Annotated in this window: 17 protein-coding genes, 2 tRNA genes and 1 pseudogene; 5 read left to right on the top strand and 15 right to left on the bottom strand. The window is 38.1% G+C overall.

Annotated features, from left to right (window positions below):
- Positions 1–9: 9 nt before the first annotated feature.
- From MKL35_RS01685 to MKL35_RS01710, 6 genes and pseudogenes are all read right to left on the bottom strand, one after another.
- Positions 10–678, bottom strand: a complete 669-nt coding sequence (locus MKL35_RS01685; protein ID WP_106479636.1) for a glutathione S-transferase — start codon at positions 676–678, stop codon at positions 10–12.
- 113 nt (positions 679–791) lie between these two features.
- Entirely contained in the window at positions 792–1199 is a 408-nt protein-coding gene (locus MKL35_RS01690) for an OsmC family protein (RefSeq protein WP_002054254.1), read from the bottom strand.
- Entirely contained in the window at positions 1196–2143 is a 948-nt protein-coding gene (locus tag MKL35_RS01695; RefSeq protein ID WP_004711062.1) for a pirin family protein, read from the bottom strand. Before MKL35_RS01695 ends, MKL35_RS01690 begins: the two co-directional genes overlap by 4 nt.
- Positions 2144–2307: 164 nt before the next feature.
- Positions 2308–2614, bottom strand: a pseudogene (locus tag MKL35_RS01700) (DUF3861 domain-containing protein).
- A gap of 21 nt (positions 2615–2635) precedes the next feature.
- Complete coding sequence (locus MKL35_RS01705; RefSeq protein ID WP_032012050.1) at positions 2636–3025, bottom strand: Fur family transcriptional regulator; 390 nt, start codon at positions 3023–3025, stop codon at positions 2636–2638.
- A 13-nt stretch (positions 3026–3038) separates the two neighbouring features.
- A complete protein-coding gene (locus MKL35_RS01710) occupies positions 3039–3566 on the bottom strand; it encodes a PadR family transcriptional regulator (protein WP_032012051.1) in 528 nt (175 codons plus the stop codon).
- Positions 3567–3839: 273 nt separating this feature from the next.
- On the opposite strand from MKL35_RS01710, the gene MKL35_RS01715 reads away from it, so the two are divergent.
- On the top strand, positions 3840–4337 hold the full coding sequence (locus MKL35_RS01715) for a GNAT family N-acetyltransferase (protein WP_000549856.1): 498 nt from the start codon (positions 3840–3842) through the stop codon (positions 4335–4337).
- A gap of 55 nt (positions 4338–4392) precedes the next feature.
- Here the strand turns inward: MKL35_RS01715 and guaA are convergent, their stop codons facing one another.
- Positions 4393–5961, bottom strand: coding sequence for a glutamine-hydrolyzing GMP synthase (guaA, locus tag MKL35_RS01720; protein ID WP_002054280.1), 1569 nt, complete (start codon positions 5959–5961; stop codon positions 4393–4395).
- Positions 5962–6348: 387 nt separating this feature from the next.
- Between guaA and MKL35_RS01725 the strand changes: the two genes are divergently transcribed.
- A complete protein-coding gene (locus MKL35_RS01725) occupies positions 6349–7566 on the top strand; it encodes a DUF445 domain-containing protein (RefSeq protein WP_170318172.1) in 1218 nt (405 codons plus the stop codon).
- A gap of 58 nt (positions 7567–7624) precedes the next feature.
- On the opposite strand, the gene MKL35_RS01730 is transcribed toward MKL35_RS01725, so the two are convergent.
- Positions 7625–8062, bottom strand: coding sequence for a DoxX family protein (locus MKL35_RS01730; RefSeq protein ID WP_004711072.1), 438 nt, complete (start codon positions 8060–8062; stop codon positions 7625–7627).
- A 194-nt stretch (positions 8063–8256) separates the two neighbouring features.
- Here MKL35_RS01730 and MKL35_RS01735 point away from each other — a divergent pair, with 194 nt between their 5' ends.
- Positions 8257–8898 (top strand): DedA family protein, encoded by a 642-nt coding sequence (locus MKL35_RS01735; protein WP_002054234.1) that lies wholly within the window; start codon positions 8257–8259, stop codon positions 8896–8898.
- Between the two features lie 8 nt (positions 8899–8906).
- Here the strand turns inward: MKL35_RS01735 and MKL35_RS01740 are convergent, their stop codons facing one another.
- The 5 genes from MKL35_RS01740 to MKL35_RS01760 all read right to left on the bottom strand — a co-directional run bounded on the left by MKL35_RS01740 (position 8907) and on the right by MKL35_RS01760 (position 11741).
- A complete protein-coding gene (locus tag MKL35_RS01740) occupies positions 8907–9497 on the bottom strand; it encodes a LysE family translocator (protein WP_004883927.1) in 591 nt (196 codons plus the stop codon).
- Positions 9498–9712: 215 nt separating this feature from the next.
- Positions 9713–10099 carry a hypothetical protein gene (locus MKL35_RS01745; protein ID WP_002054173.1) on the bottom strand — a complete coding sequence of 129 codons (387 nt, stop codon included), beginning with the start codon at positions 10097–10099 and terminating at the stop codon, positions 9713–9715.
- A gap of 10 nt (positions 10100–10109) precedes the next feature.
- Positions 10110–10952 (bottom strand): ParA family protein, encoded by an 843-nt coding sequence (locus MKL35_RS01750; protein ID WP_002054248.1) that lies wholly within the window; start codon positions 10950–10952, stop codon positions 10110–10112.
- Between the two features lie 76 nt (positions 10953–11028).
- Positions 11029–11421, bottom strand: coding sequence for a SirB2 family protein (locus MKL35_RS01755; RefSeq protein WP_032012123.1), 393 nt, complete (start codon positions 11419–11421; stop codon positions 11029–11031).
- 11 nt (positions 11422–11432) lie between these two features.
- On the bottom strand, positions 11433–11741 hold the full coding sequence (locus MKL35_RS01760) for a BolA family protein (RefSeq protein WP_000051228.1): 309 nt from the start codon (positions 11739–11741) through the stop codon (positions 11433–11435).
- Positions 11742–11971: 230 nt separating this feature from the next.
- Here MKL35_RS01760 and MKL35_RS01765 point away from each other — a divergent pair.
- Together MKL35_RS01765 and MKL35_RS01770 are read left to right on the top strand one after the other, a co-directional pair.
- Positions 11972–12047: transfer RNA gene (locus MKL35_RS01765), tRNA-Gly, on the top strand.
- Positions 12048–12092: 45 nt separating this feature from the next.
- Positions 12093–12168, top strand: a tRNA-Gly gene (locus MKL35_RS01770).
- Between the two features lie 175 nt (positions 12169–12343).
- Here the strand turns inward: MKL35_RS01770 and MKL35_RS01775 are convergent.
- Positions 12344–13105, bottom strand: coding sequence for a 4'-phosphopantetheinyl transferase family protein (locus tag MKL35_RS01775; RefSeq protein ID WP_146134252.1), 762 nt, complete (start codon positions 13103–13105; stop codon positions 12344–12346).
- Complete coding sequence (locus tag MKL35_RS01780) at positions 13098–14963, bottom strand: alpha/beta fold hydrolase (protein WP_270912676.1); 1866 nt, start codon at positions 14961–14963, stop codon at positions 13098–13100. Before MKL35_RS01780 ends, MKL35_RS01775 begins: the two co-directional genes overlap by 8 nt.
- Positions 14964–14979: the final 16 nt, after the last annotated feature.

Here is a 14979-nt window from a genome sequence, read left to right on the forward strand (position 1 = left end):
CCTTTTCTTTTATATATCAGCACAATTTCTTTCGTTTGATCCCAAACCTTTCTGTCTTGCTTTTTGAAATGCTGGTCTTTGCTGAATCCGATGCAAAAATGCTTGAATATGCGGATATTTGCCTTGAAGACGGGACTGTAGAGCCTCTAATGGAAAGCTCATTTGAATATCGGCAAATGAAAAATCCCCTGCAAAATACTCATGCTCAGACAAGTAGTGTTCTAAAAAACTAATATGATCTTTCATACGTGGACGAACAAAATTTGCTTTAACCCCTTCTGTAATTTTCTTTGCTACAGGTTGAATTAACCAAGGTACATGTTTATTCACGTTATTCATCACTAGAGTCATGACCAATAAGGGCATAAGTGAACCTTCGGCATAGTGCATCCAGTAAATATACTGCTGCAAATCCTGAGCTTGCTTAGGTTTAAACTGCTGATTTTGATCATAACGTTGCTGCAAATACTCTAAAATAACAGCTGATTCTGCAATAACTTGCTTATCGTCTGTCAAAATTGGCGCTTTGCCGAGCGGGTGGATACATTTCAAAGTTTCTGGTGCTGAATAGTTGGGAAGACGTTGATAATAATGAATATCATAATCTAAGCCTAACTCTTCTAAAGCCCATAAAATCCGAAACGATCGCGAACATTCCAGGTGGTGTACACTAATCATGATACTGCCTACTTTTATTTTTCTTTTTTACATAAAAAACAGCATGTGAACATGCTGTTTTATTCCATTTGTGGGATGGATATAAAATCATCCACCGCAACAAAATAGCATTTTTATGCTGCAACAAGCACAGTATGAATGTCTAAACTACGTAACAAAGTTTTAGTTACTGGCGTTTTACTACATACCGTTAAGATTTTTTGTTGAAGCTCTTCGTTCGGCAACTCTTTAAAAACAATACGACGCTCGATATGTTCTTCATGCTCACGATTGGTATGAAAATCAATTTCAACCGAAAACTCACCAAAGTCATAATCTTTATGCTTTGCATACATTCTTAAAGTAATGAGTGTACAAGCTGCCAGACTTCCAGTCAGCAAATCATAAGGTGCTGGACCTTGATCATGTCCTTCTAACTTTTCTGGCTCATCACAAAAGTATTGATGACGGCCACTGGTAATCTCACCCTTCCACTGTTCAGCAAGTGGCTTTGCTTTACTGCTCGCGATTACTGCTGTCATTTTGATGCTCTCATTTGATCTGGAAGAACTGGGGCTTCTAAACGTGCGCCAACATAATCGGGAATTTCGCCAAAACGTACATCATGATTAATCCACTGCTCACGCGCTTCTTTTAAATCATCCATAGTACGTGCTACAAAGTTCCACCATAATAAGATTGGAGTTTCAAAAGGTTCACCACCAATTAATAGCACACGGTTCCCTTTCTTTACTTCAATCTCAATTTCACTTAAACCCGTATCTAATACCACCATATTGTCAGCAGTAAGTTCATGGCCATTCACATGAGCAACCCCATCTAATGCCATAAAACCATATTCAAACTCAGGATTTAATGGAATACGTGTTTTAGTATCACGGGTAGCAATTAAGTCAACACCTACTAATGGTGTATGCACCATGACTGGAGAAGTCGTCTCTAAATATTCACCCACAAGTACAGTAAATTCTAGACCATCTTTTTCAACAACAGGCAACTCAGGATAATGTTCAAATTTCGGATCCATATTGCGCTTATGATCAGGTAAAGCAATCCAGAGCTGCGCAGCATGCATTTGAGTTTCAGTATCAGGTGCAACTTCTGTATGAGAGATACCATGACCGGCTGTCATTAAATTAACTTGTTTAGGACGAATTAATTGTTTTGAACCTAAGCTATCGGTATGCATCATGGTGCCTTCAATCATCCACGTGAAGGTTTGCAAACCAATATGCGGGTGCGGACCCACATCTAAACCATTACCTGCAGGAAATGTTACTGGGCCTGCATGATCCAGAAAACACCACGCCCCAATCATTCGCTTTTGTCGACTAGGTAAAGCCCGCTTAATCACCGTCCCCTGTCCAATTTCAGCAGAGCGAATTGGAAATTCCTGAATGAATTGATTGGCAAATTTCTCGCAATCCTTTGAATCAGAAATATCGTAATCGTTATTATTGCTCATGATATTACTCTCTTTTACCTATGCTTTTGCAATGAGTTGTTATACTGATCTTAACAATACACTTATTATTCAATATAGTCTTTTAGTAATACACAGGGTCTTATGAATGAGACAATCGATTTTTAATTATAAAATAGAAAATAATTAAAGCTGCTTTAAGCAGCTTAAGATGATTGAGTTTTAACGAGCTGTTTTAGATTTTTCATAAATTGCCCGAACTGGGGAAAGAACTCTTGAAAACAGTGGATGGTCCCGATTTTCCAACATGACTTCACTAAAAAGTTTTAGACCAACTCCAAAAGATTTCGTAGTTTGATCATCGAAAAATTCTGCGTTCTTTAACTTTTCAACAATCTCAAAAATGTCGTCATGATTACCGGTATAGAACTCGAGCCTTTCCGTATAGTTAGAAACTTCGCCTTTGGCATCTTTTAAATGTTGTACAGTAACGTGATATTGATGCTGTTTCATATATAAATTCTCTATTACAAATTAATGGTTTTGGATAATTTCAATCTGCTTCAAGTCAACTTGAAATTGAGTAAATACAGATTGCAAACTCGCTAGAAATTGTTCTTGTTTCGCTTGTGTCAACTCTGCACAATAAATTTGTAGAAGTTGATTATTGGCTAAGTCTGATAAATTAAATTTCGCTTCACCACGCTGAAATTGAGTATTTGAGATTAGGCCTGCTCCTTCCAAATCACTGACCACCCGATAAACTGTTGCCAAGCTCAACTTCTGTTTTTGGGTATAGAGCTTTTGATAAATCTGTTTAACCGTTAAATCTTCCGCTTGCTCCTGAATTAAAGATAAAACAACAAGTCTTGGATGAGTGACTTTTAGGCCCGCTTCTTTGATTTTTTGCTGTAGCTCTAGCATGGCTTATCTCAACTTATAGACGCCCGATTGCAACCGCAGCCTGATCAATTTTTTCGGCAATTTGATAGATCTGCTCTTGCTTCAAGTCAGTAGTATTCAATTTCAAACGTAAGGCTGTTTTCAAATTTTCCATGGCACGGTGAATTTCAATTAATTGATCATTACTGTGAATTTCACGTCTTAAGCGTAATTTTTCTAACAGTGCATTTAACTTATCTTTTTGTTCAGTTAAATAAGCCTCACCAAACTCCGTAATTTGATATTGCTTACGCTCTATATCTAACAAGTTAATTAGGTTCATTTCTTCCAGACTGGTTAAAGTCGGATAAATTGTTCCTGCACTTGGGGTATAGCCATCGCCTACCAAATCACTGATTTCTTTAATAATTTCATAACCATGCTTAGGACTTTGTTGAATGAGATGAAGGACTAAAAGTTTCATTCGCCCAGCTTCAAAAAGTCTTCCACGGCGACCTGAACGGTGATGGCCATGATGATGGTCATTATGTTCAGCATGATGATATTCTGATTGTTGTCTCATCTTTGAAGGTTCTCTAATATGCTTAATTTATAATTATTAAGATATATCTTAATATATCTTTTATCAAGTATAAGTAATATTATACGACCTATTGTATTGATAGTTATTAAGATTAATTTTTATCTTTAAAAGTTAAGCAATAAAAAAGAGTGCTTAAGCACCTTACTAGGTAGTTTCCTGAGAAGAAATTTAAGCTGACGAAAGAAAAGAATATTTATGATGAATTTCTTATAAAATGTAATATGTTAATTTTTCTTTTTAATCATAAATAATATGCACTTGTGTTATTTAAGCGATTTAACATTAGCAGATGCCTCTAATTTAGTTAGACTTTATACAAATGATACGACTAGAAAGTATTTAGGTGGACCCTTGGAAGTATCTCTAGCTCAAACGCGAGCACATACTGATATTAATACTCCAAGTAAATTACCTATTTGGGCAATTCGATCTTCTACTGATCATAATTTTCTAGGAATTATATCTCTGGATACTCATCATGACGGCTCAGATATCGAAGTATCATATGAATTGCTGCCGGAATATATGGGATATGGATATGCAACTCAAGCACTTGAATTTGTTTTAAATTATTCATTTAATGAATTAAATCTTAAGAAAGTAATAGCTGAGACTCAAACACAGAACAAAGCATCAATCAAATTACTAGAACGTGTTGGAATGGTTTTTGAGAAATCAGTAGAACGTTTTGGTTCAAATCAAAGTATTTTTTTTATTACTAATCACCAGTATATCGATAAACATAAATAATGCTTTTATCAATAGACATAAAAAAGGCAGGATTAAATCCTGCCTTTTCATTTGCTTATTCCCACTCAATCGTTGCTGGTGGTTTAGATGACACGTCGTATACCACACGTGATACATCTTTAATTTCATTCATAATACGTGTTGAGATTTTATCAACCAATTCGTATGGTAAATGTGCAAAACGAGCTGTCATAAAGTCAACTGTTTCAACTGCACGAAGCGCAATTACCCAAGCATAACGACGGCCATCACCTACTACACCAACTGACTTAACAGGTTGGAACACAGCAAACGCTTGAGCAGTTTTATCATACCAACCACTGTCACGAAGCTCTTGCATGAAGATGTCATCAGCAAGACGAAGAATATCTGCATATTCTTTTTTCACTTCACCCAAAATACGAACGCCTAAACCAGGGCCTGGGAATGGATGGCGGTAAATCATGCTATGCGGTAAACCAAGTGTAGTACCTAATTTACGTACTTCATCTTTAAACAAGTCACGTAAAGGTTCAACCAATTCAAATGCTAAATCGTCTGGTAAACCACCCACATTGTGGTGAGATTTAATAACGTGTGCTTTACCTTGTTTGCTTGCAGCAGATTCAATTACGTCTGGGTAAATCGTACCTTGCGCCAAGAATTTTACGCCATCAAGTTTACGTGCTTCTTCAGCAAATACTTCGATAAATTCACGGCCAATGATCTTACGTTTTTTCTCTGGATCAACTTCACCAGCCAATGCATTTAAGAAACGTTGTTCAGCATCTGCACGAATTACTCGGATACCCATGTTTTCGGCAAACATTTGCATCACTTGGTCACCTTCGTTTAAACGAAGTAAACCGTTATCAACAAATACACATGTTAACTGATCGCCAATTGCTTTGTGCAAAAGTGCAGCAACAACAGATGAGTCAACACCACCAGAAAGCCCCAAAAGAACCTTTTCATTACCGATTTGTTCACGTAATTGTTCTACACGTAAATCGATAATGTGTTCAGGTGTCCAAAGGCCACCACATCCACAAATTTTATGAACGAAGTTTGCAAGTAACTCTTCACCTTTTGCCGTGTGCGTTACTTCTGGATGGAATTGCACGCCATAGAAACGACGTGCTTCATCACTTACAGCAGCAACTGGACAGCTTGGTGTGCTTGCAGTAATTGTAAAGCCTTCTGGAATTTTGCTCACTTTGTCGCCGTGGCTCATCCAAACGTGTAACTGGTTTTCGCGGTCTTGTAAGTTGCCAATAAGTTGGTCACGTTTAACGATATCAACTTCGGCATAACCAAACTCATGTACAGTACCCGGCTCAACTTTACCGCCTAACTGTTCAGACATGGTTTGTAAACCATAGCAAATACCCAATACTGGAACGCCTAATTCAAACACCACTTGCGGTGCTCGTGGGCTGCCCTCTTCATGCACACTCTCAGGTCCACCTGATAAAATGATACCGTTTGGCTTAAAAGCACGGATGTCTTCTTCAGACATATCAAAGGCATACATTTCAGAGTAAACACCAGCTTCACGTACACGACGTGCAATGAGCTGACTATATTGAGAGCCGAAATCCAGGATCAGGATACGATCTTCAGTAATTTGAGTATTGGTAGTCATGACAAACCACTAAATGGCAAAAGAATTAAGCGCGCCATTTTAACATTTTTCACGCTTCGGCGCACCGCAAATCATCATATATCTTATTTTTTTCATATCAGAATCATTTCTATATTGGGATTGATCAATATAAATTAAAATTTATTGATATTTATCAATATACTGTATACCCCTTAAAAACTTCATATACATTGATAAATTCATCACATTCTATGCAACATCGTCGTGAATTTGATGTTAAGATGACCCGATAAAACAGGCATTACCATGGAAAGGTAAATACCATTAGCGATATTTGTCTGTCCTTAAACAGTTATCCGTTTTTTTATGGCTTGTTGCCCCATATCAAAATCAATAGAAATCTAAGGAACAACAATGCTTCAAACTATGATTGCAGATTTCCAGCAACATTTTTGGTTGTATGTCTCTATTCCTTTCATGAGTGGTTTAATTGGCTATGTCACTAAAGTGATTGCCATTCAAATGATGTTCTCACCACTTGAATTTAAAGGTATTAAACCGTTTTTTGGCTGGCAAGGTATCGTGCCTCGTAAAGCTGAAAAAATGGCAACCATTGCTGTTGAACTCATGACAGCCAAGCTGATTAAACCCGAAGAAATTTTTGCTCGCCTTGACCCAAAGCGTATTGCCAAAGAAATTGAAAAACCATTAATGGCAGCAGCAGAAGATATTACGCGTGAAGTCGCGCAAGAGTATCAACCCGGTTTATGGGAAGGTATGCCTGAGTTTGCCCGTCAAAGACTGATCCGTAGAGTGCAATCAAAAGCACCGGAAATTGTCGAGCACATCATGAGTGAAGTGCAACGTGACGTAAATCGATATTTTGATATTAAGCATTTGGTCATTAGTAATTTGCTTAAAGATAAACGTCTACTCAACAATATTTTTAAGCGTGTAGGCAAACAAGAATTTAAATTCTTCAGTAACGTTGGTTTTGTATTCGGTTTTGGAATTGGTGTAATCCAAATGTTGTGCTGGATTATTACTCAAGGCAAATACCCTTGGATGCTACCGCTCTTTGGTGGATTTGTAGGATTCTTTAGTGACTGGATTGCTCTACAAATGATGTTTAGACCGCTCTATCCGAAAAAGATATTGGGCTATACATGGCAAGGTCTATTTATTAAACGTCAAAATGAAGTAGCAGCTGACTACGCAGCCTTAATTTCCAAACAGCTTTTAACTTCACGTCATATGATGGAAGAGTTGTTTTCTGGTACTCACTCTGCACGTGTAATTGAGTTGGTTAACCGCCATGTTAAACAGGAAATTGACATGCAAGCAGGTGTAATTCGCCCACTTGTTGTATACGCAATTGGCGGCGAAAAATACCAGAATATGAAAACACAGGTTGCAGAACGTATTATGCAACAGCTTCCAGAAACGATGAAATATGTTGAGTCTTATGCAGAAGATGCGATGAATATTCGCAGTACTTTAATTGAACGTATGCAAAAATTAACACCATCCGAATTTGAAGGGATGTTGCGTCCCGCGTTCAAAGAAGATGAGTGGGCACTCATTGCAGTAGGCGCCGTACTTGGTTTTGTTGTTGGGGAATTACAAATCCAGTTTATGCTCTAATTTTTAAATATAAAAAAACCGGATGAATTGCTCATCCGGTTTTATTTTGTCTTGAATATTATTTTTCAATTGCATGGTCTAAGCTAATACGTCCAGCGCCATGAAGCATCAAGAAGAACAAACCACCTGCCATTGCAAAGTTTTTCATAAAATGGATGCCATTATTATATTGCGCTGCTGCATCAGCACCACCTTGGTGAAACAAGAATGCAGTCAAGATACTAAAGATTCCTAGACCAAAAGCTGCAAAACGCGCTTGGAAACCAAATAACAAAGCTAAACCACCACCGAACTCAACCAAAATGACTAATGGTAGAATTCCACCTGGAACACCCATAGCTTCCATATAACCTACAGTTGCAGCATAACCGGTAATTTTCCCCCAACCAGCAACAAGAAAGATGTAAGCGATAAGAAGACGAGCAACAAGGCTAATGAAACTATCCGCGCCTGGTTGCGTTACGATATTTTTGACCACCACATTTGGATTAAACATACAGCCACCTTTATTTAAATGCTTATTTGTTGATGAACTCATTCTAGGTTTGGGACATTGATAATTAAATACTCAAAATCCATATATATCGTTGCACAAATAGGATGATCAATTTGTATATTTTTGATGTTTTATACTGACTTTCGATAGGCTCACTGCTAGGATTTAAGCACGGTTTACCACTTAATCATCTCATGGAACTTCTTGATTTTATTCTACACGTTGACCAGCATCTCGCCGAATTTATTACAAATTACGGAGTCTGGATTTATGGCATTTTATTTTTAATTATTTTTGTCGAAACCGGTCTAGTGGTCATGCCGTTCTTACCGGGAGATAGTTTATTGTTTGCAGCAGGTGCTTTAGCGGCATCTACGGGTAAGATGGATCCATGGTTACTGGGTACTCTACTTTTTATTGCAGCAGTTTTAGGCGACACTGTGAACTATCATATTGGTCGTTTTATCGGTCCACGTGTGTTTGAAATGAATTCCCGACTCATTAACAAACAGCATTTAACCAAAACTCAAGAATTCTTTGCCCGTCATGGTGGCAAAACAATTATTTTTGCTCGTTTTATTCCATTTGCCCGCACCTTCGCCCCTTTTGTTGCCGGTGCTGGTAGTATGAATTATAAGTTTTTCCTGACATACAACCTAATTGGAGCATTCTGTTGGGTGGCTTCTTTTGTAACGTTAGGGTATTTATTTGGAAATATGCCAGTTGTGAAAGATAACTTTACCCATCTTATTTTCGGCATCATTATTATTAGTGTTTTACCAGGTATTATTGGATTTATCCGCGAAAAATTAAAGAACCGTAAAGCTAACGTTTAAGGGTTCCTTTAGAAGAAACGAAATACCACCGGAAGCATACACAAAATAAGTAACATGGCCGATCCTTTATATAAATGATCGGCTTTTATTTTTTGCATTGAACCCGTTAATAAAGCACGTCCAAAAATCATCCAGAAACTCGCAGCAGGAATAAGGGTCAAAGTAAAAGCAGCAAAGACCATAAGAAAATTTTCGGGCGAATTCCATGTTTCAGCTGGGAAAATACCAGCTGCAAACAGTAAGGACTTAGGATTTTTTAAAGTTGAGAAGAATAGTTGACGTGGGCGAATATTGCGATGGTTCTGGCTAAACTGTTGTAAATGTGTGGTTTTCCATAAACGGAATGCCATCCAGAATACATATAGCACACTCGTAATATGCAAAATGAGTAGCAGCGCTGGCCAGACTGGAGCTGCTAAATGAATAAACACGGCCCAAAAGCTGATGCCATAGGCATAGCCTAACCATTGCATTGGAATAAGCCAGAATGTTTTAGATAAACCTTGTGAGTGAGCTGCGGTTGCAAGTAATGCATTTGTCGGACCAGGGATAAGCAAAACAGCCAACATTGCTAATACAAAAAACCAGCTTTCAATCATAAAGTTTCCACATTGATAAAGATGCGGCAACCTTAAACGAAATAGGCAAAATATAGCAAGTTTAGTGAGTATATTGACTAGAAAAAATACAGCCACTTTAAAGTTATATTTTTAAAAAAACTTTTGATTTATATTGATTTTATTATGAAACATTTTGCTAAACTTTATTCATCACAATATGCTTTGATTAGCATATTGTGATTCAAAATTGACTATTATTTCGCCTTTTTACGAATAATAATTGGACAATTCTTAAACTGAGCAGCCTGAACAATTGCCTCTTGTTGACCCATTACACGTGAAAGTTCAGTGTTCTTGGTTGAAGAAGATTGCCCCATGTTGACAGAGATGGATGGACCGAATCCCCAACCGCCTCGTCCCCAGCCGCCACCAAGTCCAACGCCAACACCCATACCTGTACTTTTTGGAGTCTGTACACCATTGTCGATATATTGTTGAATACGGTTATATTCACTTTGCAGTTGTTGGCAACTCAAAGATTGATACTGTGTCGGAGAGACATAAGTCGGTTTTACCGTCGTGGCACAAGCGCCCAATAGTAAAGTGGCTGCTGCCAAAGGCACAAGATATAAGCCTTTCATCATTTTTCTCTTATCGTTTTGGTTCAATTTCGCTGAACAATGCCTCATAAGATTGAGTCAATTTGTGTTCTGGCGCCAAGTGAGCCAAAGGTAAATTTTTCTGATGTGATTCTTTCATTAAAATTGATGGTGGTAACATGCTATTAAGTACAGGTAAACCTTCATCTTTTAACTGTTGAACCACTTCCCGCGGTAGTTTTGCTTGGGACTGGAACTGATTCACCACAATTCCCTCAATTTCCAAGCGGTCATTATGATCATCTTGCGTTTCGAGAACATTTTCAATCAATGTTTGTAACGCACGCTTTGAAAATACATCACAGTCGAAAGGAATCAGAACTTTATCTGCAGCAATTAAAGCAGACAAGGTGAAAAAGTTAAAAGCTGGTGGTGTATCAATATAAATGCGGTCATATCGTCCAATTAAGCTTTGAATTGAATCACGTAATTTATAAATTTTATGTTTGCTTTCAAGTGCATGTTCAAGAGCACCGAGCGTAGGGCTAGCTGGAAGCACATCTAGTTTTGCAAAAGATGTTGAGTGTACAAAACTGTCGAGATCTTTATTACGAGGGGCTTTTAAAATTGAGCCTATAGCATTACCAATTAGACCTTTTTGTTGATTATTCCCCAGCACATCTTCAAAGAAGTTTTCAATATTTGGTTCTAAAACTGCTTTATCAGCAGCGTATGTTGCCTCTTCACCTAAAAGGTATTGGCTAGAGTTGGCTTGAGGATCAAGGTCGATCACCAAGGTCCTTAAGCCATGTTTGGCACTAATTGCAGCCAAATTTACAGTAATACTTGATTTCCCTACACCGCCTTTTTGGTTAAACACCACACGAGTTAACATGTTTCCCTCTACATATTTTTTTACTGTATGCAGTTTAACCTAGAGCTTAAGCAAAAAGGCAAAGAATGTAGAACAATTAAGCAAAAACCGGTTTCACGATGACCAAAATAATAATGGCAACAAATGCGATTGCACTAATAACCAAACCCGCACGGCGCTGGGCTAATAAAATAGTGTTATCCTTTTTAAAGGCTTTCATTAATGATGATAAGAGCACTAAAAATAAGATAATTTTAGCGTAAAACCACGGCTGGACCTGAAAGTTCTTCATTACCAGTAAAATTGCACCAGTAATAAAAACCACTGTAAAAGATAGATGCTGTAAAGCAACTAACGCTTTACGCCCTGCTGGGTTAGGTTGTTGACCTTGTACACCAATAAACAGTGTAGAAGCGCGTAATACAAAAACCATAAGTGCGGCTGCTACCGCAGTCATATGAATAATTTTAGTGAGTAAATGTGCGTCCATAAACTAAGCCCTTAGCTCTTAGGTGCATGTGCACATTCTGGACTCGCTGGCGCTTGACCTTGCCACTCACTTGGTAAATAAGCGTGAATTGCTAAAGCATGGATTTGTCCCGGATTCATTAAATCAGAAGCCAAGGCATAAACTTTTTGATGACGTTGAACCAAACGCAAGCCGTTAAACTCTTCACTCACCACAATCACTTTAAAATGTGATTCTTTACCTGGAAAATATCCACCGTGACCAGCAGACTCATTAATGACTTCTAAATGGCTGGGTGCAAGGGTTTGTAACCGTTCAATCAACTGTTGTTCAAGGCTCATAGCTTTTCCTTTTACGATTATTCGTATATTTAGACCTAGTATACCCTGTCTACACACAAACAAAAGTTACTCTTGTACGCTTTGACTTCAAACAAAATGTCTATTTATTCGGCAACTTATCAATAAAAACGGCTCTAAATACTCATTTCTGTTTTTATTTTATGCAATCAGCATAATTATTTGCATAAAGTTGTTGACCCTTGTTTTGCTTAATGTATTATAAGCGGCACGCGGGAATAGCTCAGTTGGTAGAGCATAACCTTGCCAAGGTTGGGGTCGCGAGTTCGAGTCTCGTTTCCCGCTCCAAATTGGTTTTTTTTGAGAAAGTTTTAGTAAAAACTGCTCATATATGCGGGAATAGCTCAGTTGGTAGAGCATAACCTTGCCAAGGTTGGGGTCGCGAGTTCGAGTCTCGTTTCCCGCTCCAAATTTAAAAAGCCCTAGTCAAAAGATTGGGGCTTTTTTCTTTTTATCGATCCTTATTTTTTACTTTATCAATTCACAGCATAACTTACTGAGAAGAAACCGGTTCAAGTCCAACGAAAGACTTTCTAGCTTCTACCCGATTCACCTTTTTAAATTGCCAGTTATATCCATTTAATTTAGTTATATCTACAAGGTGTCGGCTTCATTGGATGCATAGATATACACGGCAATAATTGGAAACAGTCCATATTAAAGCGTTCTATATGGTGGCTCTGCTGTAAACATATGGAAAAGATAAAATTGCAATCATAAATATAGCTTTGAAAATGATAAAGTTCTGTTTTTTGAGTATCCTTGGTTGCATCAAAAAACTTTATATATTCAGAAAAGACATGGAAATTAAGCTTCTTTAAATGGCTACTCATTCCTTGACCAGTACATTTAATATAGGCTTCTTTCAAGGTCCATATTTGAAAAAACCGCTGATATACGCTGAATGGGTCAATCGGTTCATTTTCCTGAATCCACTCTATTTCATGTAGGTCTAAAACGCTATCAACCCGCTTCCATTGGAACTCTCGATTCACTCGTTCAACATCAACACCGATTTCCCCTTCTTCAGTCACAGCAAGGACAATAACGTCCGCTGAATGACTAAGATTAAAATAAATCGTCTTACTACCTTGTACAAAAGGTTTGCCGTTCGGTTGTAATTGAATATTGACTTGATGGGCTGAAATACCCAGCTTATCTGCTAGAACAGACTTCGTTAAGACACGAGAAATTAAGAAAAGACGCGCTGCCTGAGGAAGATATTGATCATATCTCAACTTTTCTGCGGCATTGAGAAAGCTGAGATAATGACTCAATATGAGATGGTTATCTGGTACCCGTGAAACTGGGCAAATATAAACCTGCACTTGGGATATATCAGACATCACTAAGTTGTGCTGTGGTACTGATATACTTTGTTAGAACTGGTGTGAGGTAGTCATAAACCGCTTCTACATGGGTAATGTGTGGATTATGACCTGCACCAGCGATGATATGTACAGGAATATCAGGACTTATTGGAGTAACGATTGGATTTTTCTCTCCAATAATAATCTCGACTTTAGATCGAAGCTCATTGAGCAGAGTAGTTTGAGCGGCTCGTTGCTGTGGCAAATTAACGAGATGCATATACTCGCTAATATGCTTAGATACTGGTACACGGCATAATGAATCCATCGCATAGTCCACTGACGGATTTTTTTGTCCATCTGGATGTAGATCTTTAGCAATGATATCTTTCGGCACAAAGCGGAAAATTAAATTAGAGATGGCCTGTATTTGGAATATTTTAGCAGCCCGCGCCTGAACAAAATAAGGTGATATCAGGATAAGGCGAGCAACTTTATCTGGATATTTCTTTGCAAGATTCAATGCGAAAAGACACCCTAACGAGTGAGCAATCACAACACTATTTGGTGCTAAAAGCTTTGAAGCAACATCAATAAATTGATGGCTGTTATCTTCCATTATCTCATAACTACCAGAACGCCCAAGTCCCGGTAGGTCCATCATAGCGACCTGATCATATGTAATTCTATTGATGATTGGAGACCAGCATGCACTATCAAATGGGATTCCATGTAAAAATAATACAGAAGCTTTTTCTGAACTAAGCGACTGTTTAATATAGGTTTCTGTCCAATATCGACTCTGATAGCTGAAACGACTCGGTGTAGCTACTTGCATATGACCAAAACGTGTGAGTACCAGACGATCAATCCAGTGAGAGAAATAAGGAGTAGTATTGATTAGATCAGCAATCCCCATCTTCGTTGCCATCATCTCTGTTTCAGCGACTTGATAGTTTTCATTAGAAATAAAAGCAAGTTGCTCTTTGGAGCTATCAAGCAATACTTCAGGTAATTTCTCGAGTAGAATTTTAGGGAGTTGCAAATGTGGTGTACTCACTCCTAAATACTCGGCAGCCAGATGGATCAGGTGATGAAATTTCGGCGTCGCAGGATCGAGCAGCATATACTCCTGAGCAATGGTTTCAGGATAAAACATGGTGCGGATTAGGAAGCTTACAATATATTGCATATTACAAAGTGGTAAGAATGTGTCACGGCCACCAGGCAGTGCCATCAGTCGTCCCTGATATAACTTACCAATCATTTCGGCAATACCAATATATTGCATATCGCCATAACGATAGAAACCATCAATAACTGTAGCAGGATGTATTGCAGTCCATGGCACATTTAAACGCTTACAAGCCTCAATGAAAGCCTGATGACCTAAAAGTTTCGAAGCCTCATAACCGCCGTATTTACGATATAAATCATCAGGTGAACCTTTCGGTGGAGAAACCATGCGGTATCCACCAATCCAGATGAATCGCTCAAGCTGTTTTAATGTTGCCGCCCACTCAATCAAGGCAAGGCCTGATTTTACATTGGTAAGTTGAGCATCAGCTTTACTAATTCCCCAACTAAATGATGCAGCCAAATGATAAATAACATGGATCTTCGTTTGAGTATCCGCTAATAGAGAGTCCAGCTTAAAATCACGGCTTAAATCATATTCAACAAAAGAAATAGAGGGATCAATCAGCCCTTCTTTTGCAATGAAATCTAATAGTTTTTCTTTCTTGGTTGGAGTATTACGCAGTGCAGCGATTACTTGATGACCTTGACGTAAAAGTTCAACAACTAATCTGCTTCCAATAAAACCAGCTGCACCTGTTACTAATATAGTTTTCCGTGAAAAATTATCTTTTTTTGCTTTATTTAAATTATCCATAAATCACCTTATTAGG

Source organism: Acinetobacter sp. AOR41_HL (assembly GCF_027854645.1).
Lineage (GTDB): Bacteria > Pseudomonadota > Gammaproteobacteria > Pseudomonadales > Moraxellaceae > Acinetobacter > Acinetobacter nosocomialis.

Coding starts and splice junctions, on each gene's coding strand:
- MKL35_RS01760 (WP_000051228.1), bottom strand. CDS start 11,741: ATGAGCCTTGAACAACAGTTGATTGAACGGTTACAAACCCTTGCACCC.
- MKL35_RS01755 (WP_032012123.1), bottom strand. CDS start 11,421: ATGGACGCACATTTACTCACTAAAATTATTCATATGACTGCGGTAGCA.
- MKL35_RS01690 (WP_002054254.1), bottom strand. CDS start 1,199: ATGACAGCAGTAATCGCGAGCAGTAAAGCAAAGCCACTTGCTGAACAG.
- MKL35_RS01695 (WP_004711062.1), bottom strand. CDS start 2,143: ATGAGCAATAATAACGATTACGATATTTCTGATTCAAAGGATTGCGAG.
- MKL35_RS01705 (WP_032012050.1), bottom strand. CDS start 3,025: ATGCTAGAGCTACAGCAAAAAATCAAAGAAGCGGGCCTAAAAGTCACT.
- MKL35_RS01745 (WP_002054173.1), bottom strand. CDS start 10,099: ATGAAAGGCTTATATCTTGTGCCTTTGGCAGCAGCCACTTTACTATTG.
- MKL35_RS01735 (WP_002054234.1), top strand. CDS start 8,257: ATGGAACTTCTTGATTTTATTCTACACGTTGACCAGCATCTCGCCGAA.
- MKL35_RS01715 (WP_000549856.1), top strand. CDS start 3,840: ATGCACTTGTGTTATTTAAGCGATTTAACATTAGCAGATGCCTCTAAT.
- guaA (WP_002054280.1), bottom strand. CDS start 5,961: ATGACTACCAATACTCAAATTACTGAAGATCGTATCCTGATCCTGGAT.
- MKL35_RS01775 (WP_146134252.1), bottom strand. CDS start 13,105: ATGTCTGATATATCCCAAGTGCAGGTTTATATTTGCCCAGTTTCACGG.
- MKL35_RS01725 (WP_170318172.1), top strand. CDS start 6,349: ATGATTGCAGATTTCCAGCAACATTTTTGGTTGTATGTCTCTATTCCT.
- MKL35_RS01730 (WP_004711072.1), bottom strand. CDS start 8,062: ATGTTTAATCCAAATGTGGTGGTCAAAAATATCGTAACGCAACCAGGC.
- MKL35_RS01740 (WP_004883927.1), bottom strand. CDS start 9,497: ATGATTGAAAGCTGGTTTTTTGTATTAGCAATGTTGGCTGTTTTGCTT.
- MKL35_RS01750 (WP_002054248.1), bottom strand. CDS start 10,952: ATGTTAACTCGTGTGGTGTTTAACCAAAAAGGCGGTGTAGGGAAATCA.
- MKL35_RS01685 (WP_106479636.1), bottom strand. CDS start 678: ATGATTAGTGTACACCACCTGGAATGTTCGCGATCGTTTCGGATTTTA.
- MKL35_RS01710 (WP_032012051.1), bottom strand. CDS start 3,566: ATGAGACAACAATCAGAATATCATCATGCTGAACATAATGACCATCAT.
- MKL35_RS01780 (WP_270912676.1), bottom strand. CDS start 14,963: ATGGATAATTTAAATAAAGCAAAAAAAGATAATTTTTCACGGAAAACT.